Below are 16,774 nucleotides of genomic sequence, written 5' to 3'. Positions count from 1 at the left end.
GCGTAGCGGCCGCGCCGCCGACGGGTTCAACGCGGCTGTCGCCTGGGACGTCCCGCCGAGGGCAGCGCCCCCGCCCCCGCCCCCGCCGCCGCCGCCAGAGCCCCTCAGGCTCAGCCCGGCTGAGCCGGAGGGGCCGATCCACGCCCGCTACCGCATCGAGCCGCGCGGCCGCTCGCCCGGCTGGTCTCCCGTGGCCGTGTTCGATGACGGGACCCGCACCTTCATCACCCTGGCCCCGGAAGCGCGCCGGCAAGACAGCCCGGCCCTGTTCGTCCTGTCCGCCTCGGGCGAGGCGGAGCTGGCAAACTATCGGCAGAGCGAAGGGGTGCTGGTCGTGGACCGGGTGTTCGAACGGGCTGAGCTGAGGCTCGGCGTGCGCAGGCCTCAGGTCGTGCGCCTGACCCGTCTGGAGAGCGACCGATGACCCCCAACACCGATCCTGACCCCGCTGCCGCCCCGCCGGATGACGCGCCCGCGCCCAAGGCGCCGCCGCCCCTGGACCTTCGCGCGCCTCGTCCTTCCGCCGTTCGCATCCGCGCGCCGGTCATCCGCCTGGCCGTGTTCGGCGCCGGCGCCCTGGTCGCGGGCGCCCTGACCTGGGCCTTCGTCGTCCAGCCTGAGCTTCGGGCCTCAGCCTTTGCGCGCCGGGCGGCCGAGACGGCCGAGCCCGACGCCGGCGCCGCCCGGCCCTCGCAGCAGATCTGGGATCAGCCCGCCCGATACGATCATCTGAACGAGACTCTGCCCCCGCCCCGGGGCCGCCCGGCCCCCGCTGAACCCGCCCCTGGCCCGGCGGCCGGTCCGGCCCCGCGGCCCGCTCAGGCCCGCCCGGGCCCGTCACCTGCCGAGACGGCCGCTGCTTCGGGTCTGTTCTTCGCCCGGGCAGCGGTCCCCCAGACAACCGCCGCATCTGCGGCCCCGCCCGTCGCAGCGGCCGCGGCGGACTCCGGCAGAGCGCCCGCAGGCGAGTATGCCGCGGTCTACAGCCCCCACGGTCTCATCGATCCTTTGTCTCCCTACGAGCTGCAGGCCGGAGCGATGCTGCCCGCCACCCTGCTCACCGCCATCGACACGGGCCGTCCCGGTCCGGTGATCGCCCTGGTCAGCCAGGACGTGTTCGACAGCGTGACGGGGCGCCACCGTCTGGTGCCCCAGGGGGCGCGGCTGATCGGCCGCCAGGACGGCGACAGCGCCTGGGGCGAACGCCGGGCCTTCGTGGTCTGGGAGCGGCTGATCCTGCCGGACGGCCGCAGCGTGCGTCTGGCGGAGTCGCCCGGCGTGGACGCCCAGGGCGCCGCGGGCGTGCGCGGTCAGGCGGACCGCCGCCTCGTGCCGCTGGGCGTCGCCGCCCTGTTCGCCGGGGCCATCACCACCCTGGGCGAGTTCGCTCGGGGCGGCAGCCGCGATGACCGCTCCTGGTCGGTCTCCGCCGGTGACGCCGCGTCCATCGAAGCGGCCCGGGTGGGTGGTCGCATGGTGGACCGGGAGCTGGATGTCCGTCCCTCCATACGGGTCTCGCCAGGCGCGCCGGTGCGGGTGCTGATCATCCGCGATCTCATACTGGAGCCCTGGACATCATGACTCTCGTCACCTGGCATCCTCCGGCCCGCCGCGCCCGGGGATCACGCACCCTTCGCCGCGCCGCGTTCTGGGCCGTCCCGCTGGTCCTGCTTCTGACGGCCGGCGCTGTGGTCCGGTCCGGCCCGCCGCCCATCCTCATCAACGAGACCGCCAGCCTGCAGCGCGGCCTCTATCTGCGCATCCCGCGCGCCGAACCCGCCAGGGGCTCGATCGCAGCTGTTCCGCAGCCCGACGCGGCCGGCGCCTATCTGGCGCGGCTTGGCGTGCCGCCTGAGCTGCCTCTGATCAAGCGGGTGGCGGCGGCGGGCGGGGACCGCGTTTGCGCGGACGGGCAGGGGCTGATCGCGCCCTACCGCGTGGTGGCGGTGCGCTCCCGCGACCGGCAGGGCCGTCCGCTTCCGGTCTGGCGCGGCTGCCGCATCCTGGAGGCCGATGAGCTTCTGCTGCTCGGCGACAGCCCCAACAGCTTCGACGGCCGCTATTTCGGCCCCGTTCGCCGCAATCAGATCCTCGGGATCTACCGGGAGGCCATCACATGGTGAGGCCCCCAGTTCTGATCGTCATACTGGCCCTGGCCGCATCCGGCGCCCAGGCACAGGCTCACGCCCAAGCCTTGTCCGCGGGGTCGGACTGGCGCGAGGCAGGCGGCGGCCTGTTCCCCGGCGTACGCAACGATGCTGGATCCGGCGATGCTTCACCCGGCGCCCCTGCGTTCGTCACGGCTCCGGTTCAGCCTTGGGCGGAGGTGATCGCAACCGCCTCGGCCGCTCATGGACTGGACGAGAAGCTGATGCATGCGGTGGTGATCGTCGAGAGCGCCTATCAGGCCCATGTCTGCTCACCGGCCGGCGCCTGCGGCCTGGCCCAGCTGATGCCCGCCACCGCAGGCGAGCTCGGCGTGCAGGACCGGTTCGACCCGACCTCAAATGTCCACGGCGGCGCCCGCTATCTGGCCGAGCAGATCGCTCGCTTCGGAGATCTCCGCCTGGCGCTGGCGGCCTACAACGCCGGCCCTGGCCGTGTGGCGCGTCTGGGCCGCGTTCCGGACATTCCGGAGACGCGCGCCTATGTGGCGGCCGTAATCGAGTGCTACCTCGCCCTGACCGCAGGACGGCGGGTGCGCTCGGCCCGGGAGTGCGCCTCAGGCGCGTCGGGCCCATGACCGATGATGCCGTCCGTCTTCCTGAGGCTCCGGAGGATCTGCTGACCCGGGCAGAGGCCTCCGCCGAGCTTGCCCGGTTCGGCATCCGCATGAACGTCGGGACCCTGGCCCGCGCCTGGTCCACCGGCACGCCGTCCGGTCCGCCCTGCCGCCACATCCGCGGGCGGCCCTTCTATCCCCGCCGGATCCTGCACGCCTGGGCGGAGGCGCAGATCAGCGAACTGGCTTCGTCAGCCCGAGAGAGAGACCTCCAGAAGCGAAGGGGGCGGCCATGCTGACGGACGTGCTCCCGCCGCCGGAGCCCGCGCCGGAGCGTTTGTTGCTGTGGCCACAGGTGCGCGAGATCGTGGGCGTCAGCCGCACCACTGCCTGGCGCATGCAGAGGAACGGCCTGTTCCCGGATCCTGTCCAGGTCTCTCCCAACAGGGTCGCGTGGCGCAAGACGGACATCGATGCCTGGTGCCAGGAGCGCACGCGCCGCTCCAGCCGCTCGGTGTTCCTGATGCGCCGCCCGGCCCGCAAGCCCCCGCCACCGCCAGCCGCAGAACGGCTACAGCCACCCCAGCTCCGCCAGAGGACCTGCCGTTCAGAAGCGACACCCCCGCAGTTCCAGCCCTTGTTCGAGCACGCCGTGTTCGCCACACGGCCGCTCCGGCCCTTCCGGCTGGTCCCGCCCCCGGCGCCCCTGCCGCCGCGACGGCGCACTTCAGGCCCCTCCGGCCAGCGAAAACGCCGCCCCCGAGGTCCGGCTGTGGCAGAGGGTCAGATCGCCTTTGATTTCTGAGGAGAGGGCAGGGGAGGTGCTGCGGGCCGGGAGGAAGTGTTTTGTAAGTGGCTCGCAATCACGGTCAGCAAGTCCTGCCAGCAAGGCCTTCGACCTGCCGTGCTCGTGATTCACGGCCTGGTTCGGCTATGCTGGACCATGGCCAAGTACGATCCACTGAAACGATATCTCCGTCGCCAGTCCGCCTCCGAGCTGGAACTGAGCTTTTCGGAAATCGAGAGTCTGCTGGCGGCGATGCTGCCCAAAAGCGCCGCCCGCCCGCAGTGGTGGGCCAATGAGGGCTCGCGGGAGTCGGCCCATGTCCAGTGCCGCGCCTGGATGGAAGCGGGCTACGACGCCTTTCTGATCGCCGGCCAGGACCGAGTAAAATTCCGCCGCCTCGCCTGAGAGCGATCTGAGGCTCGCACCTAAAATGCGAAGCCGCTAGCATGCCGCCGCCCGGGCGGCCCCCGCGCATGTCCAGGCTTCGGCTAAAGGCGGCGGCGCATGGCTCAACCATGTTCTCAACGCCCGGCGCCACCACCGATCAGTTCGCTTGGTCGGCGGGCCATCGCCCGCTGATCTCGCCGACCGGATCATCGCCTTCCAGCCACGCCGCGACCTCGGCGGCTGTCTCGTCCGCCCCGCGTCGCTGCCTTCCGGTCAGAGCGCATTCCCAGACCACGAGAACACGCCATCCGGCCTGCCGCAGAGCTGCTTCGGTGCGCTGGTCCCGCGCCGCATTGCCCTCGATCTTGTCGGTCCAGAACGCGACATTCGAGCCGGGGGTCACGCCCCGGGGGCAGCTGTGAGCGTGCCAGAAGCAGCCGTGCACGAACACAACCGCCCGCCGGCGGGAGAAGACCAGGTCAGGAGCCCCCGGCAGTCGCCGATCATGAAGGCGGTAGCGCAGACCCAGGGCATGGAGCGCGCGTCTCAGCAGGAGTTCGGGTTTGGTGTCCTTGCCACGAATGCGGGCCATGTTACGGCTGCGCTGCTCGGGCGAGTGCGGATCCGGCCGCGTCGCGCGCCGTCTGGCTGTGCCGCCGTCCGTCATTCGCCGTTCCTGATCAGCATCGCTCCAAATATACTCGCCCGGGACGCCGCCGTTCCGCTAGACTCCATCGGATGAAGACCGATCTGGACCATCTCCCGGAAAAGCAGCAGGACGAACTGGCGCACGTCCGGACCATTCTGCTGGACGAGTTCGAGGCCGCGAAGAAGCAGGGCTCCGGCGGTACGTCCGAGTGGCGAAAGAACGGCCAGGTCCTTAAGATCATCCTGTTCGGCAGCTATGCCCGCAACGACTGGGTGGACGAGCCTGACAACGGGTACCTGTCCGATTTCGACCTCCTGATCGTCGTCAGCCACCCCAAGCTGACCGACATCGCCGACTACTGGTACGTCGCTGAGGACAAGATCCTTCGCGATCCCGCCATCGGCCGCACAGTCAACATCATCGTGCATACCTTGGCCGAGGTGAACCAGGCCATCGACCGAGGCGAGTACTTCTGGACTGACATTCTGCGTGATGGAGTGGTCCTTTACGAGCTGCCGGGATACTCGGTCGCATCGCCTCGCCCGATGACGGTTACCGCAGCCGCGCGGTCGGCCGAAGAGCACCTGATCCGGTGGAGCGATAAGGTGACGGAGGCGCTTGCAGGCGCTGCCTTTTACCTAGAACGAGGAAATCGGAGGGACGCCGCCTTTCTGCTGCACCAAGCAGTCGAGCGAGCGTACGCATGCCTGCTCCTCGTCCATACCCTCTATTTTCCACGTTCTCACAACATCAAATTTCTACGCTCTCTCGCGGAGGACGTTGACAATTCGCTCGTCAGCGCTTGGCCGCGAGAATCCAAACAGGATCGGCGCCGGTTCGAAATGCTGAAGCGCGCCTATGTCGAGGCTCGCTATTCAGACCAATATGACGTCTCTCCTGAGGACCTTGACTGGCTTAAAGACGCTGCCGCTCAGCTCGCAGCTCTGGTCCGGGCTTCAAGTGAGGCCCGCATTCTGGCGCTGCGCGCAGGTTAGTGCTGGCTGCCGTCCGCATCGCGCCAGCAGCGGACATTGCTGGGCTGCCGGGATTCAGATGTCAGCGTCAGACGGATGCCCAGCGCGCCCAGCTTGTCAGCGTAGTGTGAGTCACAGAGCCAGCGCGCAGTCCATTTAGTTCTGGATCAAATGTTCGCTCACAACTGTCACGCTCAACCAGTGGCACTGGCTGTGCAGAAGCGGCCCCAAGCTGGACCGTGCAGGAGAATGCCTATAGGTTGCAAGCGGTTCTTTTTTTCCCGGTTTAATCGGCAGACGGGGTCCTGCCGCTGGAACGAACTATGAAGCTCTCGAAGATTTACGCCCGCTTCTACAAGTCGTTCAATTTCGACGATGTCCTCAAGGCAACGCCAAACGCCTCGAAGCGGGGCGATTGGGAAGATTTTGAGGGAGATTGGTATCCGTACGTCGAGGTGACTGTCGAAGACGGCATAACCGCGATTGTCGGCGCCAATGAATCGGGCAAAAGCCACCTACTCGGCGCCGTGGAGCGGGCGATCACCGGCAAGGGGTTCAGTCAGAGAGACCTCTGCCGCTATTGCGACTTCTTCGATGTGGAGCGAGGCCGACGTTTCTGGCCTCACGTCGGCCTCGCCTGGAGCGATCTGTCGGTAGAGGAAGCGACGGCCATTGGCGAAATCGCCGGAGACGTCTCATCCTTCGATCGCTTTCTGATGTTCCGGGAAACCCCTGACCAGATCACTCTATGGCTGCCCGAAGGCGACGGGTTCCGCCCAACCCAGCTCGATGAATCGATGAGTGCGGCCCTTTCGGCCCGCCTCCCCTCGACATTCCGTATCGAACCCTCGGAAGGACTTCCGTCCTCCGTCCCTCTAGCCTGGCTCGCAGACCAGACGACCACGCCGCTTACGACTGATCGTCGGACGCGGGGCGCGCTGCTTGATAGCTTGCAAAGGGCGACAAATCTGGCGTCCGATCCCGAGGCCGCCGCCAAGAACGGCGCGGCGATCCATCAAACGCTCCAGCCAGCCACCCAAGCCATGGCCGCGATGCAGTCGGCCTTAGCAGCGGAGCTCAATTTAGCCCGCGCGCTTTTGCTCGACCTAGCCCGGATCGAACCAAAACGGTTCGCCGACCTCGTAGAGGCGATCCGTGACGGTCACGACGGCTATGTCAACGCCATCATCGAGAGCATGAACGAACAGATCGCAGAGCGGATGAATTTCCGCCGCTGGTGGGTTCAGGATCGCGACTTCGCGTTGCGGGTTTCGGCCCGCGAGCACGAGCTCGTCCTGACGATCCGCGATCGCACGGGCACGGAATACACCTTCGAGGAGCGAAGCAACGGCCTGAAGTTCTTCCTCTCCTATCTGATTCAGTCCCTGACCAACCGCGGCGCGGATGGTCAGGCGCAGATCCTGCTGATGGACGAGCCGGACGCCCATCTTTCGGCCGAAGCCCAGCAGGATCTACTGCGCGTGTTTGCCGGCCTCGCCGATCCGGCGGACGGAGCGGCACCGCTGCAGGTCCTCTATGTGACCCATTCCCCCTTCCTGCTCGACAAGAACCACGCCGAACGCATTCGCGTGCTTGAGAAGGGTCATAACCTGGACGGAACGCGCGTCATCCGGGTGGTGTCCCAGAATCACTATGAGCCGCTTCGCTCGGCCTTCGGCGCCTCGGCCGGCGAAACGGCCTTCGTGGGTGCCGTGAACCTGCTCGTCGAGGGCCCTGCGGACCAGATCCTCTTGGCCGGAGCCAGCCGGTTGACGCGGGTCCGTCGTCCCGGCCGCGAAAACATCACCCTGGACCTGAACCGTCTGACCATCGTGCCCTGCGGTTCGGCCAGCCAGGTACCCTATATGGCCTACCTCATCCGAGGCCGGGACACCCGAAAGCCGGCGGTTGTCGCGCTGCTAGATTCCGACGGCGAAGGCGACAAGGCGGCGGCCGTCATGCGCACGGAAGACCGGTTCAAGCGTCACCTGCCGGTCGAATTCGTGCTGCAGCTCGGCGAACTCGTCCAGATTCCGAGGGTGACCGTTGCAGAGCTGGAAGACCTCATTCCGACACCGCTTGCCTTGGCGGCCGCCAATGTGGTGCTCGAGGAGGCCGCCGCATTCCGTGAGGGCGAGGCCCCGGAGCTCGTCGAGTCCGCTCTTCCCGCGGCCAGGGCGGGCGAGTCCGTGTTTGACCGTATCGAAGCGGCAGCCGCTAGGAAGAAGCGGACGATCGGCAAGCTGGCCTTCGCCCGGGCCGTCGTTGAGGTGGCAGCGAAGCCGTCTCTGGAAGGACCGTTGGCCACGGCGATCTCGAGCTGGCTCGACGCTATGGAGACTGTGTTCACCGAGCTGAACATCCGTCGCCGCAGGGCCGAAAGCCTGGCCCAGCACGCCAAACTCTCCGGGCTGATCGAGGCGCAGATCCAGATCTTCCAGCGCGATCGTCAGGGCAAGGCGACCCGCGAACAGGTGTCCAATCTGCTCGATCATCTGGTCATCCAGATGGACGATTCCGACGAGGCGGGCGAAATCTGCGCCCGAATCAATCAGCTCCGCACCGCGATGAAGCTGGCGGACGATCCTGCGATGCCGATCGACGACTACCCGGCAATGATCGCAGAGCTGCGTCGGCTCCGTGCGGTCCCCGAAATCCTGAGACAACGGCCGGCGACCACGCCGCCCGCGATCAAGGCCACCCCTGCTCGCAAGGCGAGAGCGCCTCGCCGCTCGAGCGCTGCCAATGGCTCGGCCAGGACGCCCGCGGCGTGAGCGGATTCACGATCGAGGCAGGCCCGCGTCATACGAGCATTCTCTACTTCCACGGCATGGGCACGCCCAAGCGGTACGAGGAGCTGACCCGGGTCCTGGACAGTCTGGATCGGTTCGCCGAGGCCGCGAACGACGACCTGCGGATCGGCCGGCTGCGCGAACAGATCGTCAAGCTTGAACCTTCCCGCGCGGGCGTTGATGAGCCCGTCGCGTACATCGCCTTCTCCCGACTGCTCGAGGTTCCCAACAAGGGAAAGCGGCGCGTAGGCTTGTTCAGACTCTACGAGAGCTACTGGAGCCCCCAGGCAGCCGGCGGCGTTTCGCCGCTGTCGGTCCTGCTGTGGGTGATCGGCCGCATCCGCAATCCCTTCGCGGTGCTCCTGCGGCCTTGGCGCGCACACCAGAGACTGGCTCTGACCTTTCTGTATCGGCTTGCCTTCGACCGGCGGAAAATCCCGGTCGCTCGGTTCCAGAGGCTTATGACCTCCTACCGCAGCTTCGAAGGCATGGACCAGCGCCGTCTACACCCGGCAGGCTGGTTTCATGAGTTCTTGAGAAGCGTCACCGCCGCAACGGATGACAAGGCCGAGGCTGCCCAGCTCGCGGCCGACGCTCGCGCCTGGCGCCGCAGTCTGATCGCGGCCCAGCTACAGGTTCTGGTCGTTGCGGTCTTCGTCGCGGCCCTGTTGTTCGGGGTTGCGACCTTGGCGATCGCGGTCCTCGTCGCCCTGTTTCAGATCATCGGTCTTCCGCTCGCCTACGCCTCTGGCTTGGAGGCGCGTAACGCCATCCTCCCGGGCTGGATTCTCCTGGGGGCGGCCATCGGCCTGCCGCTCGGCGCGGTAGGGGTCAGCGCCTTTTTCCGGAACTTCCTCTCAGACGTCGTCTTCTGGACGACCATCTTCGAGAAAGACGTCCGCTACCAAAAGCGCCGGGACATACTGAAGGCTTGCGAGGCCACGCTGATCCACGCCCTGTCCGACCCGCAATGCGAGCGGGTCGTGATCGTCGCGCACAGCCTGGGCACGGCGATCGCGTATGAGACCCTGCTTAACCTCGGTCGACGCTCGCGCGCCCAAGAGAACCGTGACGCCCTAGCAAACGGTCTTCGGCTGGAGCCGCTCTTCTCCAAACTGTCCCACTTCGTGACCTTCGGCAGTCCGATCGATCGGATCGCCTATTTCTTCAGCCTGCAATACTCGCGATACCATCGCTTCAATCGGGTGGTGGATGATCTACGCGGCACGGTCTCTGACTCGCCATTCCGGGTTCAGAAGGCGCGCACCCTGCAGTGGATCAACATTCGCGATGCCGCCGACCCTGTCGCGAGCCGACTGTTTTCGCCGCGTGGCCGGCTGCCCAATCGCGAGGAGATTATCGAGATCGAGGCCTCGAGCAGCCATGCGCCAGACCCGGCTGCAGCACATGGAAGTTATTTCGACGGAGCCTTGGGCGCGCGAGTTTTGTTCGACTCCTGCATCCTCGATCGCAAACAGGTCCAGGCGCATCATGGCCGGTCGAAGCTGAGCCTGGGGTACACAACATGGGCCAGACGCCTGTTCTGGGCCATGACGGCGCTGGCCTTGCTATGTCTGACGGCCGGAGCGGTCGGTTATTGGACGATGAGCCCAGCGCTCGCTGTGATCAGTCAAGGTCTGTGCGGAGCGGCTCTCATCGTCATCGTCCTGCTCATGGTGTCCGGCAAGATTTTCGACCGCATCTCCAGCCTCAAGCTGCCCGCTTGATTCCGCAGTGGAGCGGGCCTAAATTCGTAGTCAGGCTTTGACGGAGCCTGAATCCGTCAAACTGAGAGCTTGGCTGGACAGTGTCTTGCCAGGTTCAACTGGGGCCGGCGGCACAACCGCCGGCCTCACGTCATTTTGGGCCTCTGTTGCTTGACGTCGCGAACCCGCGCTTAGACCGGACCTGCAAACGTTCGCTTCCCATCCACCTCGGACATTCGCCGGTGCGCTTTCAGGCAGAGTGAGACACGTCAGCTCGTCAGCCCAATAACCGTTGTCGACCCCTTAGCGGACGTTCGTGCGGCGAGTATGTGACCAGGGCGCAACGCGCCAGCAGCGGCTCTTTACGTGGCGCCCGAAAGCGGACCTCGCCACTAAGCCGGGAGCAGCAGGATGCAGACATCATCCTTGGGCGACATGATTGTCGTGCGGATTTTCGCGCGGGTTACGCTCACGCGGAAATTCTGCCGGGCTTGCGTCATCGCGCCTGAGTTCACGTTTCCGCCGACGATCCGATCGGGATTGCCAACCTGCTTGCCCATGACCCGCTTTGGCCACCCCTCGAAGATGATGACCTCGTCGAACTGCTTTCCCTTTGCCTTGTGCATGTTCATCACGATGATGCCGGACTCGGGTTTGTGGGCAGTAGCGAAGTGTTCCTGAACGAACGACTGGCGCGTAACAGCAAGCGCGTTCTCGTAGCCGCCAGTATCGCGCCAATCCTGTGAGAGGCGCTGACGCAGTTGCGTCCCGCGTTCCAGCAGGCGGATATTTCGGGCTTCCTGCGCGACCTCGGCGAGCCGCTTGCAAGCTCCGGCTTCTAGTACGGTTCGAACCGCTGTCCAGTCGGTATCGGGCTGTCCCGTCAGCTTGATGGCACTCGCGGTCTGATGAACCGAGAAGGTGTTCTGGAGGACGCTGTTTCCCGGCGGAGCCTTGCCCTTGAGGAGGCATCCATTCCACTTCTCAAGGGCGGATCTGAGGCTCGCGACTTCATTGAGGTCGCCCTTTGTGGGTGCAGCCCCGCCTCGTCCCCCAAAATAGCTGCAGAGCACGCCGACGAACTCATCGAAGCAACCTTTGTGGCTACGCTGCTGAAGGAGGAACGCGATAACTTCAGCGGCCAGGATCGGCCCCTCCATATCCACTGCCGCGGTGTGCGTGATCGGTGGTACATTGCCAAATGGCGCGCGCAGGTTATCGGAAACCATACGGGTCATGCGCTTTGTCGGAACCAGGATGGCGAGCGACCAGTCCCGGCGACCTAGTGCGATCAAGCGTTGGCGGGCTTTCAGAACCTGCGCGACCAATGACGCATAGGCCTGGTTTGGATTGGACGAAAACCCCTCGTACTCGATGCCTTGATACGGCTCCTTTCGAAATTTGCCCGTGAGGACGTGATTGCCGAAGAGCGCAATATCGGTGCCCTTGCTCCGGTGGTTGTCTCCAGCGAGGTCGTGCTCGGAGGGTTTGAACGCCTCCTTGAAATGGTTGAGGCGCTCGGGATCTGCGCCAATGAAATCGAATATTCTTTGCTCGGGGTCGGCCAATGCGATCAGCGTGCTGCTCTTCCCGATCGCCTCAACCACACGCCACTGCTCGGCGCTTGTGTCCTGAAACTCGTCTAGGATGGTGAACGGGTACATGGTCGAGACAAGCTCGCGGACCTTGGCCGAGCCATGCATCAGAAGAGCCACGCGCTCAGCGAATAGGTCAAAACAGACCTTGCCCTCCTCAGTCGCAAGCCGCATGCGCTCTGCGGCTTCCAGCGCGGCCTTCTGCGCTTTCTCCTCGTCCGAAAGCTTGTGAGCCACACCAAAGGCGCTGCGAATTCCCGATAAGGCGATCGCCTCGTTTGGCGGCGTTAAAATCGTCATCCTGCGGGGAAACCCGACCAGATAGCCGTGCGCCTTGAGGATGCGCCAGAAGAACGAGTGATAGGTATCGACCTCGATCCGCTCCTTCTCCTTCTTGGTTACAGACCGTTCCTCATCGATCGCCTCGAATACGCGGGAAACCGTAGCGCGCGCAAAGCTGAGGAAGAGAATCCGCTGCCCCGGTCTCAGGTTCTCGCGCGCGATCGTCGCCGCCTTCAGGATCGACACGGTAGTCTTGCCCGAGCCAGGCCCTCCCACGACGAGTTGGTGCCCCTCGGCGGTAAGCACATCCTTCTGCGCAGGGGTCAGATCGACCATCTCGCCCTCTACGCGTCGGCCACCGCGACGACCTCCCCGGCATCACCAGCGGGCGCGGCCGGCGCAGGCTGCGGATCACAGATCGACTTCAGGGTCCGGCAGGCATCGCGAATCCACGACGGGATTTCGGCCTCCGAGCACTGGCCCAGGAAATCGGCGATGCCCCAGTTACCCTTTGCCCAACCGAAGTAATCTCTCAGCGACGCGATCAGATTGGCCTTCGGATCTGGATATTTCCCGAGAAGGTGCGGCGGCCAGTCGAGCTCATCGGAAAAGCGCTCAAGTGCTTCCGTCGTCGTGTTCTTTAGGATGAGATCCTCGATGCCTTTTTCCTCATGCATGAACAGCCACTCGACCTGGGCTTCGATCGCCGCCTTCGCCGGGTCGGTCTGCTTGTCGCAAAGCCCGAACGTCTGCTTTCCAAGACCCCTATACAGCGCGGCGAGATCGGCGATCTGGGACTCGGTGCCCGCATCTATGATGCAAATGCCGAGCGCCTCGATCGAGGCATAGGTGGCAGGGTTGAGCTCCGACAGCCGGCGTGCTGCGACTGGGAAGGCGCTGGCCTCGGTGCCACCCTCTGCGATGAGAACGCGGCGCGACAGGAGACCCTCGCAGAAGCGCGTGCGAAACTCCTGCCGATAGCGCTTGTGTTTGACGCTGTCAGGCAGCGTTATCTTCGCCTGACCGAGCACACCGTCATTGGCTCGCGACAGGATCACCGTCTCGTCGAGCTTGAATTCTTCAAGGACGTAGGGCGAGTGAGACGTAACGATCGACTGCGCGGCTAACTTGCGCAGTTCATGGACGATCCGCTTCTGGGCATAGGGCGGGATTGCGGTTTCGACCTCCTCCATGGCGAAGATGACGTTCTGCTTGTCTTCGGCGATCTGCGAGAGCATCGCCAGGACCAGCATGTTGATCGTCCCAGTGCCTTGACGGAAGAAGGGCGCCGCGTGATCGCCGTCGCCGGTGGCGATGAAGGCGGTTACGACCTTGCGCAGATGGTCTCGCGTGAGGTTCGATACCTTGAGATGCGGCTTCACGCCCCATTCGCGCGGTACGTACTTCTTCAATGACTTGTCGATGCTGTCGAGGACGCCGGAAATACCGAGCGCGGGATCGCTCGCGACGTCAAAGGCGGCAAGCGTGCCGATCGTACCCTCCCACATCTGCGGCCGGATTTCCTTCAGCCGCAAGATGATATCCAGCAGGCTGCCATGTTCCAGGCTGAGCGCGCGCGAGCCCGTGCGGAGGGATCGCAGGAAAAGGAAGCCGCAGTGTTGCTTGTCCCTTTTCGAGAATGGCTCTGGCTTGTCTGCCTCAGTAAGGCTGCGCGAATAGAAGGTGCTGCCGACGAAATCGTCTTCCTCGGCGTCATAAGCCCCGATGAAGATGACGCGCAGCGCCGCCTTGATGCTCGCAGTATCGACACCCGCCGGGTTGGCCTCAGTGAAGAACTCGCCGGATTCGACATTGAGCCACTCGATGTTACCACCGAACCTAGCTTCCTGCTCTTCCGAGAGGCCGATGACGGTCACCTCTACTGTGATCTTCGGAGCCTTGGCTAGCGGTGGCCCTTCGTCATCCGGCGAAGCCTCAGTCTCGGCGGCCTTAGCTGCCGTGGGTAGGTACTTACCTTGGAAGAAATCATGCTCATCGACTGGGGGGCGTCGGCTCAGGCGATCAGGTCCAAGCGTCAGATCTATCGCTTCTAGGACCGAGGATTTTCCCGTGTTGTTGTCGCCAATAAGGACAGCGTGGTCGGGCAACACCAGTTTCGCAGACCTAATGCCCCGGAAGTTCTCGATCGACACCGCGTAGATCTTCAAAGCCGCCCCTCCCCCCTTGAGCGAGTGCGACTCTATCGCGCAACCTTCGCTACGGCCATCCTAAGTTGAGCGACGCTGGAGCCAAAGAGCGGACCTTCCCAACTTCGGCTTTGAGCCCGTTTCGGACGCTGGGAGGGCAGAGGTCGAAGCGTCGGCACTGGGCTCAAGGGCAGCGCTGCCGGTCAAACTTCTGGAAACCCGGCGGGCCGGGCCTTTCTCGGAGCTTTCAGGGCTGGTTGAGGAAATCGGCGACGGTGGCAGAAGAACCCAGCATCACCTCAACCTCGGACGTGGCGATCGGGCGAAAGGAAGCTGATCCCGGTCGGAACGGGCTCCATAGGCGCGCCGGCGTCTTCCTTATCAGAGTTCCAGTGTATCAGCTCTGAGACTGACCCGAGTGGATGAGGTCCACCATTTTATCGACTGCGTCCTTGCCGACCCGCCGAGGCGGCGGCCCCTCGGGGAAATCGGTGCCCGGGGTGACACCGTTGGTCGTGATCTCGCCGAAGCCGCCGGATTTCAGGGCCTCGACCAAGGCCTCGTCCGACTGCACTTCCCGGGTGAACAGCTTGACGGACAGGCCGGCGACGAGGTCGCATAGCTGGACCCCGGGGCTCTCTTCGGACTTCCTTGAGATCGTCGCGGCGACGGGCAGGGGGAACGCGATCGGGGGTCCGTTGAGCACCGGATGGAGTTGCGCGGCAACGGTGGGCGACGTCAGGGAGGCCCACAATTCGGATTGCCGGAAGAAGGCGCTCGACTCGTCGTGATGTAGTTCCAGATCGGTGAGGCCGCGCTGGGCCCAATAGCCGACCGCATTGAGCATGCTGGTGACATAGACCTCCAGGGTGTCCTTGAATGTGCCCATGTCGTGGTGACGGTGGAAGTTGGCGACGCCCATGCCGCACGCGTTGAAAACATGCCGGATTTCCTTGGGCGCGCGCCGGCTCAACGAGACTAGGGCCTTGGCTAGGATGCCCAGCCCCTCATCCGTGGGCTTGCGCGCAAAGGCGTAGTAGGCGGCCAGAGTGTCCTCATAGAGCCCCTTGCGCGCCACATGCGTCAGGCCGAACTGGAAGTGGTTCGACACGCGATAGCCAAAGCCGCTGTACCAGTCGAAGCCCGCCTCATAGAGGTCCGGCTCGACCAGATATTCCAGCATCTTGATCAGCAACGAGAACCGCTTGTCGATTTGCCAGACGTAGAGGTCCTCGGCGTGGACGCCGACCGCGCGAACGAACTCGGGCAGACGCCGACGCGAACGCGGACGGTTCCAGATCTTCTCGAACTTGAACTCGTCGCCCTGATAGGCAGGGAAGCTCTGCTGCATCAACGCCTTGGCTGTTTCGTCTGAGATGCGGCTGGAAGCGAGCACGAAATGCCGCTGAAGCGGATCCATCAGCTGCCGGCCCGTGTAGCCGGATTCATCGAAATAGAGCGGCGTGGTCATGGGGGGCTAAGTGACAACTGGGGGACTTTCTAGATGGGCGCCCGGAGGACGCGCCGCCAGTCACGGAACGGCGGTTTATGCTGATACGCTAGCTCAGGCCGCTGGAAGGGACGCGGCGATCGCGGCGACTTCGGGAAAGTCCTCTAGGCAGGCGCGCGCGCTGGCCACCAGCGCTGTCTCCTCTGCGGTGTGAGGGGCGACGAAGAGATAGCGGTTCCCGCCTACGGCGCGCGCGAAGATCAGATGTTCGCCTGTCAGTCCCCAGCGCGGCCCCTTGGCCCGCTGAGCCGCCCGTCTTTCATATCCATCGGTCACAAAAGCATCCGCGATCAGGCCAATGTCTTCCTCTGTCAGCAGACGACCATCGACCGCGCCATAGGAGCCGTGATGGCGGATCAGCTTGCGATAAATCAGGTCTGCCCCGGCGCGGCTGGATTCGTTGAGTAGGTTCTGGGCCATGAAGCTGGCCTGGAAGAAATGCTTGTACTCCAGCCCTCTCAACGGCCCCTTGGTGAACTGGGACGGTCCCTTGGTTATATCGCGCGAACCTGAGCCTTCGAGGACGGCGATGGTTTCACAGACGGCTGCGGGATCGAACCAGTGGCGATTCCCGGCCGGGCCCATGGCGATGTTGGCGGAGAAGATCACGAGTTGGTTTCGGAGCAGGCGCGAGCATCGACCCTTGCGCAGAGATCCCGCCAGAAGGGCGTCTACGTACTCGCAGTGATCCACCAGGTCGCGATCGATGTCGAACTCGTGAACGGCCGCCATCCATGCTCCTTGCGCCGTCGCCAACCTAAACGCGCCAGCATGTTTCCGCTTCGGACTGGTTCTTGTATTGTTCCTGCCACAACGCTTGCGCCCCGTTCTACCTCAAGCTGAGGAAAAAGGGAGGCCGCACGACCAAATCTGACGTATCGCCTGGCTAGGCATGGCTGGGCCGAAGTACGGAGATCTCCATGACTGTCCTGTGCCTGTACGGCCGTGAATCGCATGGTCACTTCGAAGACCTCCAACATGAGATGGGGCTCGAGGAGTGTGGTGGCCTCGGTCCGGCCCCCGGCGACTTCATCAGCGCCTCGAGGGCAGGAGCCTCCCGCACCGTCTGGGACGTAAAAGCCCGTTATTTCAAACCGAAGGGCTTCGGTGATTACATGGCGCTCATCGTCGAAAAGCGCGACGCCCGGCCTGACGAAATCGACCGGTTCTGAGATGATGGTGGAGACATCGCCCATTCCGGATTTTGCGGTCGCGGACGACGC

The 16,774-nt window shown here is 64.5% G+C and carries 16 protein-coding genes; 11 read left to right on the top strand and 5 right to left on the bottom strand.

Annotated features, from left to right (window positions below; genetic code table 11):
• The 7 genes from ACI8U3_RS06475 to ACI8U3_RS06445 form a co-directional block, all read left to right on the top strand.
• Window positions 1–424 (top strand): TrbG/VirB9 family P-type conjugative transfer protein (locus ACI8U3_RS06475; RefSeq protein WP_415014042.1); only part of this gene is annotated, 424 nt, incomplete at its 5' end.
• On the top strand, window positions 421–1,581 hold the full coding sequence (locus ACI8U3_RS06470; protein WP_415014041.1) for a TrbI/VirB10 family protein: 1,161 nt from the start codon (window positions 421–423) through the stop codon (window positions 1,579–1,581). The genes ACI8U3_RS06475 and ACI8U3_RS06470, both read left to right, overlap by 4 nt.
• Complete coding sequence (locus ACI8U3_RS06465) at window positions 1,578–2,123, top strand: S26 family signal peptidase (protein ID WP_415014040.1); 546 nt, start codon at window positions 1,578–1,580, stop codon at window positions 2,121–2,123. Before ACI8U3_RS06470 ends, ACI8U3_RS06465 begins: the two co-directional genes overlap by 4 nt.
• A complete protein-coding gene (locus ACI8U3_RS06460) occupies window positions 2,117–2,743 on the top strand; it encodes a lytic transglycosylase domain-containing protein (RefSeq protein WP_415014039.1) in 627 nt (208 codons plus the stop codon). The genes ACI8U3_RS06465 and ACI8U3_RS06460 overlap by 7 nt, the downstream gene beginning before the upstream one ends.
• Window positions 2,740–3,021, top strand: a complete 282-nt coding sequence (locus ACI8U3_RS06455) for a hypothetical protein (protein WP_415014038.1) — start codon at window positions 2,740–2,742, stop codon at window positions 3,019–3,021. Before ACI8U3_RS06460 ends, ACI8U3_RS06455 begins: the two co-directional genes overlap by 4 nt.
• A complete protein-coding gene (locus ACI8U3_RS06450) occupies window positions 3,015–3,527 on the top strand; it encodes a helix-turn-helix transcriptional regulator (RefSeq protein ID WP_415014037.1) in 513 nt (170 codons plus the stop codon). The genes ACI8U3_RS06455 and ACI8U3_RS06450 overlap by 7 nt, the downstream gene beginning before the upstream one ends.
• 138 nt (window positions 3,528–3,665) lie before the next feature.
• A complete protein-coding gene (locus ACI8U3_RS06445) occupies window positions 3,666–3,914 on the top strand; it encodes a hypothetical protein (RefSeq protein ID WP_415014036.1) in 249 nt (82 codons plus the stop codon).
• A 139-nt stretch (window positions 3,915–4,053) separates the two neighbouring features.
• Here the strand turns inward: ACI8U3_RS06445 and ACI8U3_RS06440 are convergent, their stop codons facing one another.
• Window positions 4,054–4,563 (bottom strand): very short patch repair endonuclease, encoded by a 510-nt coding sequence (locus ACI8U3_RS06440; RefSeq protein ID WP_415014035.1) that lies wholly within the window; start codon window positions 4,561–4,563, stop codon window positions 4,054–4,056.
• A gap of 71 nt (window positions 4,564–4,634) precedes the next feature.
• Between ACI8U3_RS06440 and ACI8U3_RS06435 the strand changes: the two genes are divergently transcribed.
• From ACI8U3_RS06435 to ACI8U3_RS06425, 3 genes are all read left to right on the top strand, one after another.
• Window positions 4,635–5,540 carry a HEPN domain-containing protein gene (locus ACI8U3_RS06435; protein ID WP_415014034.1) on the top strand — a complete coding sequence of 302 codons (906 nt, stop codon included), beginning with the start codon at window positions 4,635–4,637 and terminating at the stop codon, window positions 5,538–5,540.
• Window positions 5,541–5,842: 302 nt separating this feature from the next.
• The gene (locus tag ACI8U3_RS06430) at window positions 5,843–8,293 is read left to right on the top strand and encodes an AAA family ATPase (protein ID WP_415014033.1); all 2,451 of its coding nucleotides are present in this window, start codon (window positions 5,843–5,845) and stop codon (window positions 8,291–8,293) included.
• Window positions 8,290–10,038: a hypothetical protein gene (locus ACI8U3_RS06425; RefSeq protein WP_415014032.1), complete on the top strand. Its 1,749-nt coding sequence runs from the start codon at window positions 8,290–8,292 to the stop codon at window positions 10,036–10,038. Before ACI8U3_RS06430 ends, ACI8U3_RS06425 begins: the two co-directional genes overlap by 4 nt.
• A 371-nt stretch (window positions 10,039–10,409) precedes the next feature.
• Here the strand turns inward: ACI8U3_RS06425 and ACI8U3_RS06420 are convergent, their stop codons facing one another.
• The 4 genes from ACI8U3_RS06420 to ACI8U3_RS06405 all read right to left on the bottom strand — a co-directional run bounded on the left by ACI8U3_RS06420 (window position 10,410) and on the right by ACI8U3_RS06405 (window position 16,283).
• Window positions 10,410–12,230, bottom strand: a complete 1,821-nt coding sequence (locus ACI8U3_RS06420; RefSeq protein ID WP_415014031.1) for a UvrD-helicase domain-containing protein — start codon at window positions 12,228–12,230, stop codon at window positions 10,410–10,412.
• 8 nt (window positions 12,231–12,238) lie between these two features.
• Window positions 12,239–14,062, bottom strand: coding sequence for an ATP-dependent nuclease (locus tag ACI8U3_RS06415; protein WP_415014030.1), 1,824 nt, complete (start codon window positions 14,060–14,062; stop codon window positions 12,239–12,241).
• Window positions 14,063–14,438: 376 nt separating this feature from the next.
• Window positions 14,439–15,512 carry a DUF3800 domain-containing protein gene (locus tag ACI8U3_RS06410; RefSeq protein ID WP_415014029.1) on the bottom strand — a complete coding sequence of 358 codons (1,074 nt, stop codon included), beginning with the start codon at window positions 15,510–15,512 and terminating at the stop codon, window positions 14,439–14,441.
• A gap of 93 nt (window positions 15,513–15,605) precedes the next feature.
• Complete coding sequence (locus tag ACI8U3_RS06405) at window positions 15,606–16,283, bottom strand: hypothetical protein (RefSeq protein WP_415014028.1); 678 nt, start codon at window positions 16,281–16,283, stop codon at window positions 15,606–15,608.
• Window positions 16,284–16,471: 188 nt separating this feature from the next.
• On the opposite strand from ACI8U3_RS06405, the gene ACI8U3_RS06400 reads away from it, so the two are divergent.
• On the top strand, window positions 16,472–16,723 hold the full coding sequence (locus ACI8U3_RS06400) for a hypothetical protein (protein WP_415014027.1): 252 nt from the start codon (window positions 16,472–16,474) through the stop codon (window positions 16,721–16,723).
• Window positions 16,724–16,774: the final 51 nt, after the last annotated feature.

Origin of the sequence: Brevundimonas sp. (assembly GCF_047617075.1) — a bacterium.
Lineage (GTDB): Bacteria > Pseudomonadota > Alphaproteobacteria > Caulobacterales > Caulobacteraceae > Brevundimonas.
The sequence above is the reverse complement of the archived record's forward strand: the minus strand, read 5'-3'. Positions and strand labels throughout refer to the sequence as shown.

What these genes read in the sequence shown, in the direction of transcription:
- ACI8U3_RS06470 (WP_415014041.1), top strand. Translation starts at nt 421, where the DNA reads ATGACCCCCAACACCGATCCTGACCCCGCTGCCGCCCCGCCGGATGAC.
- ACI8U3_RS06465 (WP_415014040.1), top strand. Translation starts at nt 1,578, where the DNA reads ATGACTCTCGTCACCTGGCATCCTCCGGCCCGCCGCGCCCGGGGATCA.
- ACI8U3_RS06460 (WP_415014039.1), top strand. Translation starts at nt 2,117, where the DNA reads ATGGTGAGGCCCCCAGTTCTGATCGTCATACTGGCCCTGGCCGCATCC.
- ACI8U3_RS06455 (WP_415014038.1), top strand. Translation starts at nt 2,740, where the DNA reads ATGACCGATGATGCCGTCCGTCTTCCTGAGGCTCCGGAGGATCTGCTG.
- ACI8U3_RS06450 (WP_415014037.1), top strand. Translation starts at nt 3,015, where the DNA reads ATGCTGACGGACGTGCTCCCGCCGCCGGAGCCCGCGCCGGAGCGTTTG.
- ACI8U3_RS06445 (WP_415014036.1), top strand. Translation starts at nt 3,666, where the DNA reads ATGGCCAAGTACGATCCACTGAAACGATATCTCCGTCGCCAGTCCGCC.
- ACI8U3_RS06440 (WP_415014035.1), bottom strand. Translation starts at nt 4,563, where the DNA reads ATGACGGACGGCGGCACAGCCAGACGGCGCGCGACGCGGCCGGATCCG.
- ACI8U3_RS06435 (WP_415014034.1), top strand. Translation starts at nt 4,635, where the DNA reads ATGAAGACCGATCTGGACCATCTCCCGGAAAAGCAGCAGGACGAACTG.
- ACI8U3_RS06430 (WP_415014033.1), top strand. Translation starts at nt 5,843, where the DNA reads ATGAAGCTCTCGAAGATTTACGCCCGCTTCTACAAGTCGTTCAATTTC.
- ACI8U3_RS06420 (WP_415014031.1), bottom strand. Translation starts at nt 12,230, where the DNA reads ATGGTCGATCTGACCCCTGCGCAGAAGGATGTGCTTACCGCCGAGGGG.
- ACI8U3_RS06410 (WP_415014029.1), bottom strand. Translation starts at nt 15,512, where the DNA reads ATGACCACGCCGCTCTATTTCGATGAATCCGGCTACACGGGCCGGCAG.
- ACI8U3_RS06405 (WP_415014028.1), bottom strand. Translation starts at nt 16,283, where the DNA reads ATGGCGGCCGTTCACGAGTTCGACATCGATCGCGACCTGGTGGATCAC.
- ACI8U3_RS06400 (WP_415014027.1), top strand. Translation starts at nt 16,472, where the DNA reads ATGACTGTCCTGTGCCTGTACGGCCGTGAATCGCATGGTCACTTCGAA.